10 protein-coding genes are annotated in these 16,152 nt (G+C 49.2%); 4 read left to right on the top strand and 6 right to left on the bottom strand.

The window, feature by feature from the left end; all coding sequences use genetic code 11:
* Positions 1-41: 41 nt before the first annotated feature.
* Together ACFW2W_RS07675 and ACFW2W_RS07680 are read right to left on the bottom strand one after the other, a co-directional pair.
* Complete coding sequence (locus tag ACFW2W_RS07675; RefSeq protein WP_378175551.1) at positions 42-353, bottom strand: chromosome segregation ATPase; 312 nt, start codon at positions 351-353, stop codon at positions 42-44.
* 363 nt (positions 354-716) lie between these two features.
* Positions 717-2,843, bottom strand: a complete 2,127-nt coding sequence (locus ACFW2W_RS07680; RefSeq protein ID WP_378175679.1) for a tetratricopeptide repeat protein — start codon at positions 2,841-2,843, stop codon at positions 717-719.
* 751 nt (positions 2,844-3,594) lie between these two features.
* On the opposite strand from ACFW2W_RS07680, the gene ACFW2W_RS07685 reads away from it, so the two are divergent.
* The 3 genes from ACFW2W_RS07685 (at position 3,595) to ACFW2W_RS07695 (ending at position 9,537) form a co-directional block, all read left to right on the top strand.
* The gene (locus tag ACFW2W_RS07685; protein ID WP_378175554.1) at positions 3,595-3,720 is read left to right on the top strand and encodes a hypothetical protein; all 126 of its coding nucleotides are present in this window, start codon (positions 3,595-3,597) and stop codon (positions 3,718-3,720) included.
* Between the two features lie 168 nt (positions 3,721-3,888).
* The gene (locus ACFW2W_RS07690; RefSeq protein ID WP_378175556.1) at positions 3,889-6,576 is read left to right on the top strand and encodes a DEAD/DEAH box helicase; all 2,688 of its coding nucleotides are present in this window, start codon (positions 3,889-3,891) and stop codon (positions 6,574-6,576) included.
* A gap of 222 nt (positions 6,577-6,798) precedes the next feature.
* Positions 6,799-9,537: a glycoside hydrolase family 10 protein gene (locus tag ACFW2W_RS07695; protein WP_378175559.1), complete on the top strand. Its 2,739-nt coding sequence runs from the start codon at positions 6,799-6,801 to the stop codon at positions 9,535-9,537.
* A gap of 408 nt (positions 9,538-9,945) precedes the next feature.
* On the opposite strand, the gene ACFW2W_RS07700 is transcribed toward ACFW2W_RS07695, so the two are convergent.
* From ACFW2W_RS07700 to ACFW2W_RS07710, 3 genes are all read right to left on the bottom strand, one after another.
* Positions 9,946-11,043, bottom strand: a complete 1,098-nt coding sequence (locus ACFW2W_RS07700; protein WP_378175562.1) for a YihY/virulence factor BrkB family protein — start codon at positions 11,041-11,043, stop codon at positions 9,946-9,948.
* Between the two features lie 99 nt (positions 11,044-11,142).
* On the bottom strand, positions 11,143-11,829 hold the full coding sequence (rnc, locus tag ACFW2W_RS07705; RefSeq protein ID WP_378175565.1) for a ribonuclease III: 687 nt from the start codon (positions 11,827-11,829) through the stop codon (positions 11,143-11,145).
* A gap of 191 nt (positions 11,830-12,020) precedes the next feature.
* Entirely contained in the window at positions 12,021-12,794 is a 774-nt protein-coding gene (locus tag ACFW2W_RS07710; protein WP_378175568.1) for an NYN domain-containing protein, read from the bottom strand.
* 447 nt (positions 12,795-13,241) lie between these two features.
* Between ACFW2W_RS07710 and bchD the strand changes: the two genes are divergently transcribed.
* Positions 13,242-15,293: a magnesium chelatase ATPase subunit D gene (bchD, locus tag ACFW2W_RS07715; protein WP_378175571.1), complete on the top strand. Its 2,052-nt coding sequence runs from the start codon at positions 13,242-13,244 to the stop codon at positions 15,291-15,293.
* Between the two features lie 237 nt (positions 15,294-15,530).
* On the opposite strand, the gene ACFW2W_RS07720 is transcribed toward bchD, so the two are convergent.
* Positions 15,531-16,109, bottom strand: a complete 579-nt coding sequence (locus ACFW2W_RS07720) for a TIGR04376 family protein (protein WP_378175573.1) — start codon at positions 16,107-16,109, stop codon at positions 15,531-15,533.
* Positions 16,110-16,152 lie beyond the last annotated feature (43 nt).

Genomic DNA, 16,152 nt, shown 5'->3' on the forward strand with positions numbered 1-16,152 from the left:
AGACGTAGGGGCAGGATTGTTTTCCTGCCCCTACCGTTTTTTTAGAATCCCAGCATCCGGTTAACTTGATCGGGGGTTAAGGGTTTCGGTGAAATTTTGGGATCGTAGTCTAGCTGTCGCAGGCGATCGCGCACGGCTTTAAAACTCGTCGCCTCCAGCAATACCAAATTCTGATATACAGATTCTTTTGGCATTTCTACTCTTAAAATTACATCTTGTAGCTTCTCTTGTTCTATCGCGTGTAAAATTTGCTTGTAAAATAATTCACGCTTCGACACCTGAGTTAATGTCACTAAATACCAATTTCCTTGGACAGGAACATTCGGCGAATCATCCTGAGGTATGTTCTGCACGGGTGTAGATTTAGGGATATTGGGTAGCGGCAGATTGATGGAGTGCTAGGGACACGGCACGGCAGCGCCCCTACTAAGAAAAAACTCTGGCTTCAACCATTCATAGACATGGTTTTAATTAGCTTGAGGTTATTAATAACTCTTTAAAACTTCTGAAAGTCATTATTAACAGTCAGCAACTAATTCAGCATCCAGAAAATATTTCATAGCTTCATTCCCACAATAGTGTAGCAGGAGTCTGGGAAAGCTTCATTTTCTTCAATATCTTGAGATAAATGAAAATAATCTTTCTGTTGGCAAGATGGCGATTTTGCTTTAGATTACGATCTGCCTACGGAACCAGATTAATTCAGGGCTTTAAAATTACAACCGTCGCAGCAATTCTGGCAACAGCTTACCCGGAACCTTGGAAAGGGCGAGATTTTGCCCTTGTAAGCCACGTTCGCGGAAAAACGCCCGGATTGTCTGCACAACGTAAGACAGAGTGGATTCGTAGGCATCGGGTTGATTGCTAAAGCCCCGCAACGCTTGCAAATGGTTGTGCAACGCTGCCTCTAGATGCTCTAACAGAGAACCCTGAGCCAAAGCGAACTGCTTATCCGTCGCCATCTGGTAGTGAGCCAGCCCCAAATTATTGTAGGTGGCAGAGGCATCAAACGTGACCGACACTGGGGGAGTTAGTTTGCTCAGCCGGTGGACAAGCGCGATCGCAGTTTCATAAGCTGCAATACACAACTGCAAATATTCCTGTCGCGCTTCCGGCTTAGTTTCTATCTGGCTTGCCAAATGCCAGTAAGCCGTACCCAAATTATTCTGCGTCGCCGCGCAAGCTGCTGGGACTACATCAGGCGTCCGATATTTCAGCCCATTCAAGTAAGCAACGATTGCAAGCTTTAAATAGGTTGCGGGTTGTTCGTACTGGGCGAGATTCCAATAGGCGGTACCGATGTTGTTTTGCAGCATTGCCCAGCTGAGCGACTCTTGCTCTGGATTGTAATACAACAGCGCTTCTGTATAAGATGCGATCGCTTGTTGCAAGTGCGTCACTGGCTGCTGCTGCTGCGCTAAATGCCAGTAAGCCGTACCCAAATTATTCTGCGTCGCCGCATATTTGAGCGACTCCATCTGGGAGGAACGATAGCGCAAAGCTTCCTGATAAGCGCGAATCGAGTATTGCAAGTTCTCGGCGGCATCTCGATAACGAGCCAAATCTCCGTATGCCGCCCCCAAGTTATTTTGAATCATCGCATAGGTGTGGGGCGCTTCATCGGGATTGAAGGTGGTTAAAGCGGTTTGATACGCTTGAATCCCTTGCTCCAGATAGGCAAGCATCTCCTCAACTTTGCTGGGATAGCGAGCCAGCATCCAGTAGAGATTGCCCAAATCATTGAGGGTATCGGGTACCAGGGGCGAATCTGCCTCCAGCCAACTCAATGCCTGTTCGTAAGCTTGGATGGCAACGATCAGGTTTTCCGGCGAGGCATTAGATTGTTCGAGTTCAATGTGATCGCGGTAATGATTCCCCAGCCTCAAATAGGCTTCAGCAAGTGCCTCTGGCGGGCAGGATTGCTGCTGTAATTGGGCAATTTCCTGCAACGATTGCACCTGAGGCAAATTCTCCATCGCCTCATCATGGGAAGGATGAATTGATGCTGATTCATCACTCTTTTCTGCTGATTCCTGTACCGGGGAAGCATTCGTTGCCGAATTTGTCGCTGGTTGCTGAGATTGCTCTCCCGAAAGCCTCGCTTCTACCTCTTCCTTGCCAGAATCATTGCCTGAAACCGGATTTTCCAAACCTGTGTCGCCATATTTAGCGAAGTCACGGTTCAGAATGTGCCACAGATTTTCTTGGGGTACCGCCGTCTCTTGCTCAGCGGCTGGTTCGCGGGGCGCTGCGGATGCACGAGATGTATACCACATCTCTTCTGATACGGGCGTGGGTTCCCCATCAAACTCAAATAAGCCCGTGTGACACCGCCAAAACTCAGGTGCTGACTGCTGAATCGCCCGGAACCAAGGGCGAGGCATCCACAGCAACAAGCTAGATTCCAAGCGCGGCAAACTGCGCTCAATTCCCCTGAGAGAGCGCAGAAATAATCCCTGTACTGTTGCTGGCTGCTTGGTTAATAGCTCCACACCCAAAATTTGAAATCCGGGTGGGTTGTCGTCAAGGGGCGGGTGTTGTGCTAACCAGCGATTCATCTGAGCGATGGGATGCGGCTGGCTCAAGTTTAAGTTGAGGCTGACCAATCGGGGGTAGCCTGGGAAGGATGAATGAAGGCGATTGGACTTGTTTGTTCGTGCGTCTTGTGAAATCGCCAATTCTGCGTGTAATCGGGCAGCCAGACGATTTCTCAAGGTGAGATCGTCGCATACCGCCACAAAAATTTGGCGGCGCAAACCAAGACTCAGCGCCTGTTTCAACCGCTGATAGACGATCCTGTTTCCATCGGAAATTTTTCGGTGAGCGTTATCCGTCACCGTCATGCTGGCACTTTTGTGTCCGTTGGCTTGTGGCACCGACGTTTAGGAAGGATAAATAAGGGACTGGGGACTGTTCGGGGGGTTTGGAACTCGCCCATAGGGACTGGGCACTAGAAAACTAATTCAGTAAGTAGGAGAACCGAATTCAACTATGTAATTTTGTAGGTTGAGGGCGTGGCGTTTGAGGTACGAAACCCAGCACTGCAAATTGATTAATGAATCAGTTCCGATAGAAATTCTTGCCTGTCATCTTTAAAATCCGACTTCTGCCTTTTTTTACAAGTGGATACCCATTTCTTCCTATTCCTGTGGTCTGGGTCAGGATTAAACGCAGCTTTTATCTATCAGTCAAAAGGATGATTTTTGATTTAATCTTTTTGAGCGATCGCCATTCCCCACATCCGTAGCATTCTTGACAATTGCTGTATCCGTAGTTACATCATCTACCTCAATATCCCTTGTCCTCTAAAGATGTGGGAATTGGCAGCGATGGAAAAAGGCTAACTTAGACAATAATTGAGAGGCTTTTCAGCAGCTATTTAAAAAGCCTCGAATTTGCCAGAGAAAGCAGAAGAAAGCTTTGGGCAGAAACAGACAGGTATTCGCAATTATTCAAATTTTTTGATTTGGATTTTCCCTAAAATTTAGGTATATTATTTATTATAATGACAATTGCTCTATTATTCTGCCGCTACAAATAAATTTGAAGTTTCGTAAAGCAGTTTCAACTGACTTGAGACACTGGCATCGGGAAATGGCACCTAGAAAAGCAAATAGCGTCACGGTTCTCAGGGCGAATGTCATTTTCGATTTCGATACCATCGTGCATCCCGCCGAGCCGGTGCTAATTTGCACTGAAGAGAATTCCCTAAAAAAATAGCGATGTGCCATCGTCGGGAGCAGGTGAATGCCTGTGTCCCTAAAGCCATTGTTAAGATAATTTATTCTGGGGAAGTCCTTTAGAATTAAAGGAAGCACAAGACGACAGTTGGTGGCGAGATTTGGGTAAATTCCGTCTGCAATCTTATTGGAAATATTTGACCGTACCGTGCCCACTACCATACCAGAGCTAGACCTTAAGACTTTATTTTCCTTTGAACTGGATCAGTTTCAGCAGGAAGCGATCGCTGCGTTAGATGCCGATTGCTCCGTCGTTGTGTGTGCCCCCACCGGGTCGGGAAAAACGCTGATTGGGGAATACGCCATTTATCGCGCCTTGAGTCGCGGCAAGCGGGTATTTTACACCACACCCCTAAAAGCGCTATCGAACCAAAAATTACGAGACTTCCGCGATCGCTTTGGGGCTGACCGGGTAGGGTTGTTGACCGGAGATGTGTCGATCAACCGGGATGCCCCGATCCTGGTGATGACGACGGAAATTTTCCGGAATATGCTCTACGGTACCCGCATCGGCGAAGTCGGCACCTCCCTCACAGGTGTAGAAGCCGTGGTGCTGGATGAGTGCCACTACATGAACGACCGACAGCGGGGCACGGTTTGGGAAGAATCAATTATTTATTGTCCCCGCGAAATTCAGCTGGTGGCGCTATCGGCAACTGTCGCCAACAGCGATCAACTCACCGACTGGTTGAATCGGGTTCATGGCCCCACCAAGCTCATCTACTCCGATTTTCGTCCCGTTCCCTTGCAGTTTCACTTCTGCAATCCTAAAGGGCTGTTTCCCCTACTGGATGAGTCGCAAAAAAAACTAAATCCGCGACTCAAGCCCAAGCGCCCACAAACAAAAGAAAAAGGCAAAAAGCAAGACAGCCCTAGTTTAGGGTATGTCTTGAGCCATCTGTGGAAGCGGGATATGCTGCCAGCGATTTACTTTATCTTCAGCCGCCGGGGTTGTGACAAAGCGGTGGAAGAATTGCGGGAAGTAACGCTGGTAAACCAACAAGAAGCGAGAATTTTAAAACAGAAAGTTGAAGCATTTTTAGCCCACAATCCAGAAGCGGCTCGCAGCGGTGGGGTTGAACCGTTGCTGCGGGGGATTTCCTCGCACCACGCCGGAATTTTACCGGCATGGAAAGGTCTGGTAGAAGAACTGTTCCAAGAAGGCTTGGTAAAAGTGGTATTTGCCACCGAAACCTTGGCGGCGGGGATTAATATGCCTGCCCGCACCACCGTGATTTCTAGCCTTTCCAAGCGCACCGACCGGGGACACCGACTGCTGACGCCCAGCGAATTCATGCAAATGTCGGGTCGCGCCGGACGCCGGGGGATGGACACCACAGGTCATGTGGTGACGTTGCAGACGCCTTTTGAAGGCTTCAAGGAAGCGGCTTATTTGACAACCAACGGACCTGACCCGCTGGTGAGCCAGTTTACACCCAGCTACGGCATGGTCTTGAACTTGCTGCAAACCCATAGTCTGGAAGAAGCTAGAGAGTTAGTGGAACGTAGCTTCGGGCAGTATTTGGCGACAGTGCATCTCGAACCGACTCGGAAAGCGATCGCAGACTTATCCGAAGAACTGGCAAAAATCGAAGCGGATCTGGCATCAGTAGACCATAAAAGCCTGCAACAGTACGAAAAACTTCAGGAACGTCTCAGAGAAGAACGCCGATTACTGAAAATTTTACAAACTCAAGCCGAAGCCGAGCGATCGCGGGAAATAGCGATCGCGATCGCTTCTACAGAAGCCGGGACACTGCTGAGTTTAAAAGGGAAACACATTCCAGTATCCTCTCCTGTACCCGCCGTGTTAGTCACCAAGACACGCGGTTCCGGTCAATCGCCCTACCTGATTTGCTTAGGTGCAGATAACCGCTGGTATGTAGTCACCGCTGCCGATGTCGTCGCTTGCAGCCAACTACCCCGCGTCTCCAATGTCGAATCCGTACAGCCGCCGCCGGAAATGCCCATAAAACCCGGTCACTGCAAGAAGGGCACCGAATCCACAGAGGCAATTGCCCGTCAAATTGGCTGGGCTTGTCGGAACGACGCTTGCGGTCGTCCAGACGCGGATCTAGAAGCAGATACCGCCCCAGAAGTGGTCGCGCAGCAGCAGCGAGTAGCCGCAGTAGAAGCGCAACTGCAAAATCACCCCGCCCATCAATGGGGCAATCCCGCCGCCCTCCTCAAACGCCAGCAGCGCCGAGAGGGATTGCTTGACCAAGTTTCCCAGCTTCAAAGCCTCCTCCAAGAAAACCTAGCACGCCACTGGGAAGAATTCATCGACCTGATTGAAATTTTGCAACGGATGGGCGGACTGGAGGGCGTGATGCCGACACCGCTGGGAGAAGCCGCCGCTGCAATTCGGGGTGACAACGAGCTGTGGATGGCTTTAGCGCTGATGTCGGGTAAACTTGACGAGTTAGATCCCCACCACTTAGCCGCTGCTTGTGCCGCCTTTGTGACCGAAACAATGCGACCCGACAGCTGGACGCACTACAATGCACCGGCTGAAATGGAAGAAGCCTTGGGAGGCTTGCGGGGCTTGCGGCGCAACCTATTCCAGCTACAGCGGCGGTATCGCGTAGCGCTGCCAGTCTGGATGGAGTATGACTTAACAGGTTTGGTGGAACAATGGGCGTTAGGCGTTCAATGGGATCAAATCTGCTCCAACACCAGCTTAGATGAAGGGGATGTTGTCCGAGTGTTGCGGCGGACGGTGGATTTATTATCTCAAATTCCTCATGTGCCTCACATTTCAGATTCGTTGCAGCGCAATGCCTATCGGGCGATTCATCTAATTGACCGCTTTCCAGTTAATGAGGTCGTTGCTTAGAACCAGCGGTTAGCTGTCAAAAGGTCATTGTGATTCGTCCTTAGTCATTAGTCATGGGTTCGTTGCTACTGACTGAGGTCGTTGCTTAGAATAAGCGATTAGCCATTCGCTGTTGAAAGGTTATTGGTGATTCGTCATGGGTCGTTAGTTTGTTGCTAATGACTGATGAGTAATGACTAACGATGAAAAGCTAATCGCTAACAGCTATTTCAGGAGCAGCTTGTGTTGAGGAGTGGTTTTGGTTTGAAGCGGCAACGCCAGGGAAAGGAAAAATGCCAAACTTGGAACTGGGCATTTTTAGTTTTGAATTTTTCCTGTTTAATTTTTAATTCTTTTCCTGCCGGTGCCGCACCGGGTGTACTGGGAGTGGTGAAAACCCAGGACAATGCCAACCAATGGGAGGGAATTACAACGCGCCTGGGACTGAGTGGTGTTGCCTACTGTGTGGTGGACTTACAGCAAGTCCGGCAGGCGGCAGATTTAGCAGGCACGTCGGTTTTATTTTTACCGAATGTTGAAACCCTGAGTGCCGTACAGGTACAAGCAATCCAAGAATGGATGGGAAAAGGTGGACGCGCGATCGCTAGTGGTCCCCTGGGCACCCTCTCGCAACCGAACGTCCGATCGCAATTGCGATCGCTCTTTGGCGCTTACTGGGGATTTGGCTTACAAAGCCCCTCCACCTTGGCACCCGCGCCTGCCAAAAATCAGAACTGGGTGCAACAGAACGGACTCGCCGGAACCGCCCAGGGAGGTGTAATCGTTCCCGCCGGATTGACCAGTCAAACCGCTGCTGTCTGGAAGTCGGTTGAAAATCCACCGGCGGTCGTAACCACCGATCGCTCGGTCTTTTTGGGCTGGCGCTGGGGCGTCGATACTGCCTCTAGCCCAAACCTGGATAGCGCATGGCTGCGGGCGTCCCTGAACCGCTACGGGGGAGTGAGAACAGCCAAAAATTCAGCAACCGATGTGCCACAGCAGTGCAACTCCCCAAGCGGAACCACTGCGGCTGCCACACCACGCCCGCCAAACGGGCAGCCAAGCTCAACGAATCCTGTTTCTCCAGGGTCTGCGGCAGGTCGAACGCCAGCCAACTCCCGCACCCAATCGGGAACAACAGCGCTTTTCCCCACCTTCACGGCACCCACAGACGCCAACGCCGATGGTTTGGTGGCTCCGCCTGGACTCGACGTAAAACCAAGCTCTTTGCCCATCACAGGCGGACAAGCAACCGCCATGCGTCAGGAGTTGGAAGCTCTCATCGGACGCTTTGAGAGTGCCATGTTAACTGCCAACGCCACGAACCAGGTGGGAACGGCAAACGGAAACAATTCCTCAACGCAAACCAAGCTCATCGCCCAAACTTCTTCACTCTCCAATCAGCAATCAGCACTCAAAACTGCCCAAACAGGGTTGCAAAAGTTTCTTCAGCTAATTGCCCAACAAGACTACAGCGCTGCCAGACAGCAGTGGCTTCAGGCGCGGCGATCGCTCTGGGACAACTATCCCACCGACCGACCCCAAGGACAGTCAGAAATTCGGGCGATGTGGTTAGATCGGGGTACCATTGTCAGCGCTGGTTCGGAGCAAAAATTAGCGAAAATTTTCGACCGGCTGGCGGCGGCGGGGTTTAACACGGTTTTTTTTGAAACAGTCAATGCGGGATATCCCATTTATCCCAGTCGCGTCGCTCAGATTCAGAACCCCCTGGTGCGTGGCTGGGACCCCCTGGCGTCCGCTGTTAAATTAGCCCATGAGCGAGGGATAGAGTTGCACGCCTGGGTGTGGATTTTCGCCGTCGGCAACCAGCGTCATAACGCCTTAGTCAACCGTCCAAAAGAGTATCCTGGCCCGGTACTCGATCTGCACCCAACTTGGGCAGGCTACGATAACCGGGGGCGTTTGTTCCACTTGGGTTCGGGTAAAACGTTTCTCGACCCGGCGAATCCGGAGGCGAGGCGCTACTTATTACAGATGTTGGGGGAAATTGCCACAAATTATCAAGTGGATGGCATTCAGTTCGATTACATTCGCTATCCTTTTCAAGATCCCCGTGCGGGTTATGCTTTTGGCTACGGTACGGCGGCGCGTCAGCAATTTCAGCAGTTAAATGGGGTCGATCCGGCAAAGATTTCGCCAAAAGACCGCAATCTATGGCAAAAGTGGACGCAATTTCGCACCAATGCCATCAACAGTTTTGTGGCAGATGCATCGAGAAGCCTACGCGCCTTAAAACCAAACCTGATTTTGTCGGCGGCAGTGTTTCCTTTTCCTGAAACTGAGCGTCTGCAAAAACTACAACAACATTGGGAAGTCTGGGCGCAGCGAGGAGATGTGGATTTGCTGGTGCCGATGACTTACGCTTTAGATACTAACAAACTCCAGAGTTTGGCGCAGCCTTTACTTACTCAGGCTCTACTGGGTTCAACTCTAGTTTTGCCCTCGATTCGCCTACTGAATCTGCCGGATGTCGTGGCAATCGATCAAATACAGGCGCTGCGGAATTTTCCTGCCAGTGGTTACGCTTTATTTGCCGCCGAAAATCTTAACGAAAATCTGCAAGGAATCTTCCGCCGCACTCAGGGAAGGGAAATAAAATCATCTACAGAACCGCTGCCTTATCGCCAGCCTTTCCTAGCTGCTGCTACTCGTTACGCGGCACTCCAAAAAGAATGGGATTTTCTGTTGGAAACTAACCAATTTGGGATTAAAGAACCAGCACTCTCGGAATGGCGCAAACAAGCAGATGCTCTCTCAAATGCACTGAATCAGCTGGCTGCGAATCCTTCTGCAAATAACCTGGCAAAGGCAAAAATTTCACTTCAATCTTTTAAATTTCAGTTCAATCAATGGATGCAACAGGAAGGTTTAGAACAGCCCTACCAAGTCCAAGTTTGGGATAACCGTTTGGCAACTTTGGAAAGGCTGCTGCGCTATGGTGAGCGAGGGATTAAGAATTAAAAATTAAAAAATAGGAGAATTTTAAATTCTTACTTTAACTTAAAGGAAATTTCTGCTTGCCCGTAATTAATTGGGGTTTGGGGGTCTTCTTTGGCTGGAATTACCAAACCATCACTTGCTCTGGAATTACCAAACCATCACTTGCTCTGGACTTACGCAAAGCTTATACATATAGCGTTTTTTCAGGTTCAATCCCCCTGCAGTTCGCCCACACTATGTGGTGCTATTTGCGTAAGCCCTGTTGCTATCCAACCCCAAACTGTATTGAATACATGGCTACTGTTTGATTGATTGCAATCAGCTTAAAAAAAGGGGATGAAAAAGATAGCGATCGCGCAATATCTAGAAAGCGACGCCGGGGGTGGAGAAAGCCCAAGGTGAAGTTGCTGCAAAGTCTCGCAGAATACATCATTTTTGTCGGTTTTTCTTCTTGCCTTTTGCTCCCACCAGAGAAGCAAAGCCTTGGGAAACGCCGATAATTAAGGCGAGTACTGTTACCATCGGGTGTCTGGATGGCGGTACCTGTTGTATGGTGCTGGTAGATGTTTCAGACACGCGATCGCTTGCCTCTTCTTGCTCACCTGCTGCCTCTTTGTCCTCAGTGCGGGGTATCCCCTGCTGCGCCCTAGCCTTTTCCGTGACGGGTACGGCATTCTTAGCGGGGACAATTCGGGAGCCGTATTTATTGGCGTAAACTTGAGTAAATTCAGCACCGAAAAAGAGAATCTGGGCGGAATAATTCACCCACAATAGCAGCACTACAAACGATCCAGCCGCGCCGTAGGTTGAGCCGACGCTGCCATTGCCTAGATACAGCCCCAGTAGGTACTTACCAAGGGTAAATAGTAAAGAGGTAATGGCGGCACCAATCCAAACGTCACCCCAGGCGATTTTGGCGTCTGGCAGAACTCTAAACATCAACGCGAACAGCACCGTCACGATACCGAAGGAAAGGAGAAAGTTTAGGGCTTGCAGGAAGGGCAAACCGGGCATCAAATGACCGAAATAATTGCCTACTCCTGCTAAACCGGCGCTCAAGATTAGGGAAACCAAGAGCAAAAAGCCAATTCCTAGTACCATTGAGAAGGACAAAAATCGGTCTTTGATAAAGCCTTTAATGCCGCGTCCAGGCTTCGGCGCGACTTCCCAGATAGTGTTTAGTGAATCTTGCAATTGACCAAAGACGCCGGAAGCACCGAACAAGAGGATGCCAACGCTGATCAGGGTGGCAATTGTGCCTTGCTCTGCCTTCCGGGAATTTTTGATCATATCTTGGACGGCATCGGCACCCTGTGAGCCAAGCAAGCCTTCAATTTGCTCATCAATTCTACCCTGAGCCGCTTCTTGCCCAAATACTAAGGCAGCGATCGCGATCGCAATAATAACTAGCGGTGCCAGAGAAAATACAGTGTAATATGCCAGCGCCGCCGCCAACCGCGATGCCTTATCTTCTTGCCATTCTGAAAATGTATCTTTAAGCAGTCCTACTATATCTTTTGGCTTCATAACTAACTTCTAGCCTGCGCTACCACTCTTCTTTGAGTTTGCAATGCCTTGCCTGGAAGTTAAAAGACCCGAAAGTTAGAGTTTCTCCAGAATTCCAGCTTACACCAGCCCTCGTTTTTTCAGTTTGGACAGTGCATCTTCAGCAGCCGCTTTCTCAGCATCTTTTTTGCTGCGTCCTTTACCTTCCCCGTAAGATTTATCGCCCACAAACACTGTGGCGATGAACTCTGGGGCGTGGGGTGTTCCGCCTGCTTGTTTGGTAACATATTTAGGTGGCGTTGAGCCAAGGTCAGAGTCTGCTTGCACCCATTGCTGAAACCGATTTTTCGAGTCTACATTGGAGAGGGACACTACAATATCCTCCGGAACGGAATCAAACAGCGGTTCTACAAAATTGCGGACTTTCTCAACATCTAAATTGTTATCTAGATAATAAGCGGCGACGACGGCTTCAAAGGTGCTGCTGAGTAAATTTGGATTATAGTAGCCTCCCTCGCGAATGGCACCTTGACCTAACCGCATTTTGAAGTTTAAACCAATCTCGGTAGCGAACTTTGCTAGCTGCTTTTCATCTACCAGCGCCGAACGTCTACGAGTCATTTGGTCTTCTCCCATTTGTGGGTGACGACGATAGAGATATTCGCCACTTAAAAAAGTTAGCAAAGCGTCACCCAAAAATTCTAGCCGTTCGTTGTTTTCGCATTCTCCGGGGTTTTCATTGGCATAAGAACGGTGAGTAAGCGCATGAAGCAAGAGTTTTTCATCCCGAAATGTTGGCAGTGACATTTCTATTTCTCCTGTTTTGGGGTAAATTAATTGCATGGAAATATCAGTACCATTAATTGATGGCTATTAACTAGGTAAACACGAGAAAACCGCCCACTAGCGGTTTTTTGGATAAACCCGGTTTGGAGGGAAACCGGGTTTTTGATAAGGTAGCGATCGCTTGATTATCTAGCTTTCAGCAATCGGCTTAACTATACTAACAACATTTCCTCATTTTGCAATTTGATTTTCCCATCTTTTACAACAGCAGCAACAAACTTGCTGAAGCTTGAAAATTTCGTCCTATCAGCTTTACGAATAGTGGAAAACCCTTTATAGTTGGGAAAATGCTGACTTTTACGCATCAGGTTGTCAATGGTGGAATATACTGCATGCTTACCTTGGCTGTTCGCAGTCTTGATACCTGCGATAAGATACTGAACAGCATCATCGTAAGTGATATCAGGCAAAACGCTATCTTTCTGAATCACAGTCTTGTTGCTAACTAAGTTAGGTAATTCGTTTACAAAGTGAAATTCATTAGCAACACTTTTCAGACTTTGCTTTACAGTGCATCGTTGAGCTAAAATTATCACTTTTTTCTCTGACTTTTGCAGAATCAAAACTAAATTCTCAAAATCACCATCTCCTGATACAAGAAGAACCACGCTGGGAGGGTTGTTGCTGTGAATATCGTTAATACAGTCAACTATCAATTGATTGTCAGCACTGTTTTTTAAAGGACAAGGAACATCAACACATATAAACCCAATACTTTCTGAATTTACTTTGGCAGAAAGCTGGTTTTTGCACTCTGAATTGTAGTACAATCTTTTGTTAATCAAACGTCCTTGCAACTTGGCAAAGTCCACCAATAACTTTGCTTCTTCTTCTGTTAAGGAGACGTTTTGAAAATCCCAGTAAATTGAAACTAACGGTTTCTGATTGTTTGTTTTTGTTTGGGAAGCTACAAGAATGCTTGTCATTTTGATACGTCCAAATAGTAAGTTAATGGACATCAAAAAATCGTGCATTTAGCTTCAGCAAAAAGCCGATCTAGGGATTTAAGAAAGATAAAATAAACCCCGACTAAGTTAATAGCCCGAATCAACTCTTCTGCCTGGGAAGCTATTGAATTTGCAGTCTCAGATATAGAATTTTCAGCTTCCTACTGAGCGTGCAGTCAACCATTTGACCGACATACTGTTCAGCCAAATCGTTGACTAGACGCTCAGCAGGAAACTAAAAAATCGTGTACCTGAGACAGCATTCAAAACTTCTTAATGCGAGATTTTTTTACTGTCTGCGTTGAATTTAACATCGGCAAAACTTGGATGTCAAGAGTAATTGGGTGGATTTGAAGCGTAGGACTTAGTTGAAGGCGACAAACTTTGCGCTATGCTGAAAAATTGGACTTGCATCGCTTTTAAACTATGCCTGCATCTGTAGCTAACCCCGCCTTCCCCCTCGCTGCTGTGGTGGGACAAGAAGCAATAAAAATGGCGCTGCTATTGGCAGCAATTGATCCCGGACTGGGAGGGGTAGCGATCGCGGGTCGTCGCGGGACTGCTAAATCGGTCATGGCACGCGCCTTGCACTCCCTTCTGCCCCCCATTGAAGTCGTCAAAGGGTCGATTAGCAATTGCAACCCCGATTGCCCCAGCGAGTGGGATGACAAACTATTGGCAGAGGCTGATGCCCAGCCGGATGCCCAGATTGACGCTCAGGTGATTCCGGCTCCATTTGTGCAAATTCCTTTGGGAATCACAGAAGATCGGCTGCTGGGTTCTGTGGATGTGGAACAATCAGTTAAACAGGGAGAAACGGTGTTTCAGCCTGGGTTACTGGCGGCAGCACACCGGGGCGTCCTGTATGTAGACGAAATTAATCTGCTCGATGAGCAAATTGCTAACCAACTGCTGACCGTTTTATCTGAAGGGCGCAACCAGATTGAGCGGGAGGGGATTAGCTTTCAGCATCCTTGTAAGTCTTTATTTATTGCCACCTACAACCCGGAAGAAGGGCCACTGCGAGAACATTTGCTCGATAGAATTGCGATCGCGCTTTCCGCTGATGGTGTACTCGGTTTAGATGAACGAGTGCAAGCAGTAGAACAAGCTCTCGCCTACGCCAAATCCCCGGAACTCTTTCTAGAACAGTACAGCGAAGACCTCGACAACCTGAAAACTCAGATCGTATTGGCGCGGGAATGGCTTAAGGAGGTTCGCATCACCCGCGAACAAATCGCTTACCTGGTTGATGAAGCAATTCGCGGCGGAGTGCAGGGACATCGAGCCGAACTATTTGCTGTGCGAGTTGCCAAGGCTGCTGCTGCTTTAGAGGGGCGCACTAACGTGACGGCGGAAGACTTGCGCCGTGCGGTGGAATTGGTTATTGTGCCGCGTGCCACAGTAGTGCAGACACCTCCAGAAGAAACGCCTCCTCCTCCTCCCCCACCGCCACCACCCCAAGATGAATCTCAGCAAGAGCAGGATGAGCAGGATGAAGAGGAACCGGAAGAACCCCAGCAGGATCAGCCCAGCATTCCAGAAGAATTTGTCTTCGATCCAGAGGGTGTCATCCTCGACCCCACCGTGCTTTACTTTGCTCAGATGGCGCAACGTCACGGCAAGTCGGGCAGTCGCAGCCTAATCATTTCAGAAGATCGAGGGCGTTACGTCAAGCCGATGTTGCCGAAAGGCAAGGTGCGGCGAATTGCCGTTGATGCGACGCTCAGAGCCGCTGCACCCTACCAAAAGGCGCGGCGGGAGCGAAACGATGCCGTCGCCCAATCTCCCCTTGGTCAGGGGGGACAAAAAGGAGATCGGCGGGTATTCGTCGAGCAAGGGGATGTTCGCTCCAAACGCTTAGTCCGGAAAGCCGGGGCGCTAGTCGTTTTCGTCGTCGATGCCTCTGGCTCAATGGCGCTGAACCGGATGCAGTCAGCTAAGGGTGCGGTGATGCGCCTGCTGACGGAAGCCTATCAGAACCGCGACCAAGTGGCGTTGATTCCCTTCCGAGGAGAACAAGCCGATGTGCTGCTACCGCCAACTCGTTCGATTGCCTTAGCGCGGCGGCGTCTAGAGCTATTGCCTTGTGGCGGCGGCTCCCCTCTGGCTCATGGTTTGACTCAGGCAGTGCGCGTCGGCATGAATGCTCGGATGTCTGGAGATATCGGTCAGGTGGTGATTGTGGCGATTACCGATGGACGCGGCAATATTCCTTTAGCTCGTTCTTTGGGCGAACCGATACAGGAAGGGGAAAAGCCGGATATTAAAGCTGAATTGTTGGAGATTGCTTCCAGAATTCGCGCTTTGGGGATTCAGTTGTTAGTGATTGATACGGAAAATAAGTTTATTTCCACTGGTTTCGCTAAGGAATTGGCAAAGCAATCAGGGGGAAAATATTATCACTTACCCAAGGCAACGGAGCAAGCGATCGCTGGAGTGACCAGAGGAGCGATCGCAGATATGAAATCTCGCTAAGGTTAATTACCCATAATTCCCCAGCACCCGGAACCCCACCCCCAACCCCTCCCCGCTTGCGGGGAAGGGAGCCGGAGCCGCAGGTGATGGCGGGGTGGGGTTCTTTTATTACGGGTAATCAACCAGACTTAATATCACTTCTACCAATTACCAATTACCAATTACCAATTACCAATTACCAATTACCAATTACCAATTACCAATTACCAATTACCAATTACCAATCTCAAAAATTCTCTATCGCCCGATATTTCGCTTCAACTGCTCAAGCTCGTCGTCCGCTTCCCAGTGCTTAAATTTATCCTCTAATGGATCGGGACCGCTGTTGATCGGGCGGTGGTAATTCTGATTCCAGCCAACCGTCTCCGCACGCTGCTGAGTTTGAGAACTTGTACGCGCTGCTTGCGCCTGCACGGCTTTGGTATGTACTTCCTGTCGGCGAGCCTGAATTTGACGCTGTAGCTGTTTCGCTTGCTCGGTTCGCTGTTTAACCCCTTGCATCTGTCCCCAAAGTTGATTCCCTTCACGTAGCAGGGCTGCTTCTCGCTCTTGGGCAGGCTGGACTAAATCTAACCTGTTCGCAGCTTTTGCCTTTTCAATCCGGATATGCCAGCGCTGAATTTCCTGGGCAGTTGAGAGAATTTCATCCTGTAATTTTTTCTCTTGCAGTTGCAAGTCTGCAATCAGCTTCAGGGCGTCTTCTTCTTGTTCCCGCAGCTGCTCCTCTAGCGCCTGTAATTCCAAATGAGGATTATTACGCAAGAATTCTTCTAATCGGGTTTCCAGAAATCGGTTGAAATCGTCAAATAGACCCACTGCAAGAACTCCCACTACAGGTTTGTCACCATGTTAGCAATTA

This window comes from Coleofasciculus sp. H7-2 (assembly GCF_042747725.1).
Lineage (GTDB): Bacteria > Cyanobacteriota > Cyanobacteriia > Cyanobacteriales > FACHB-T130 > FACHB-T130.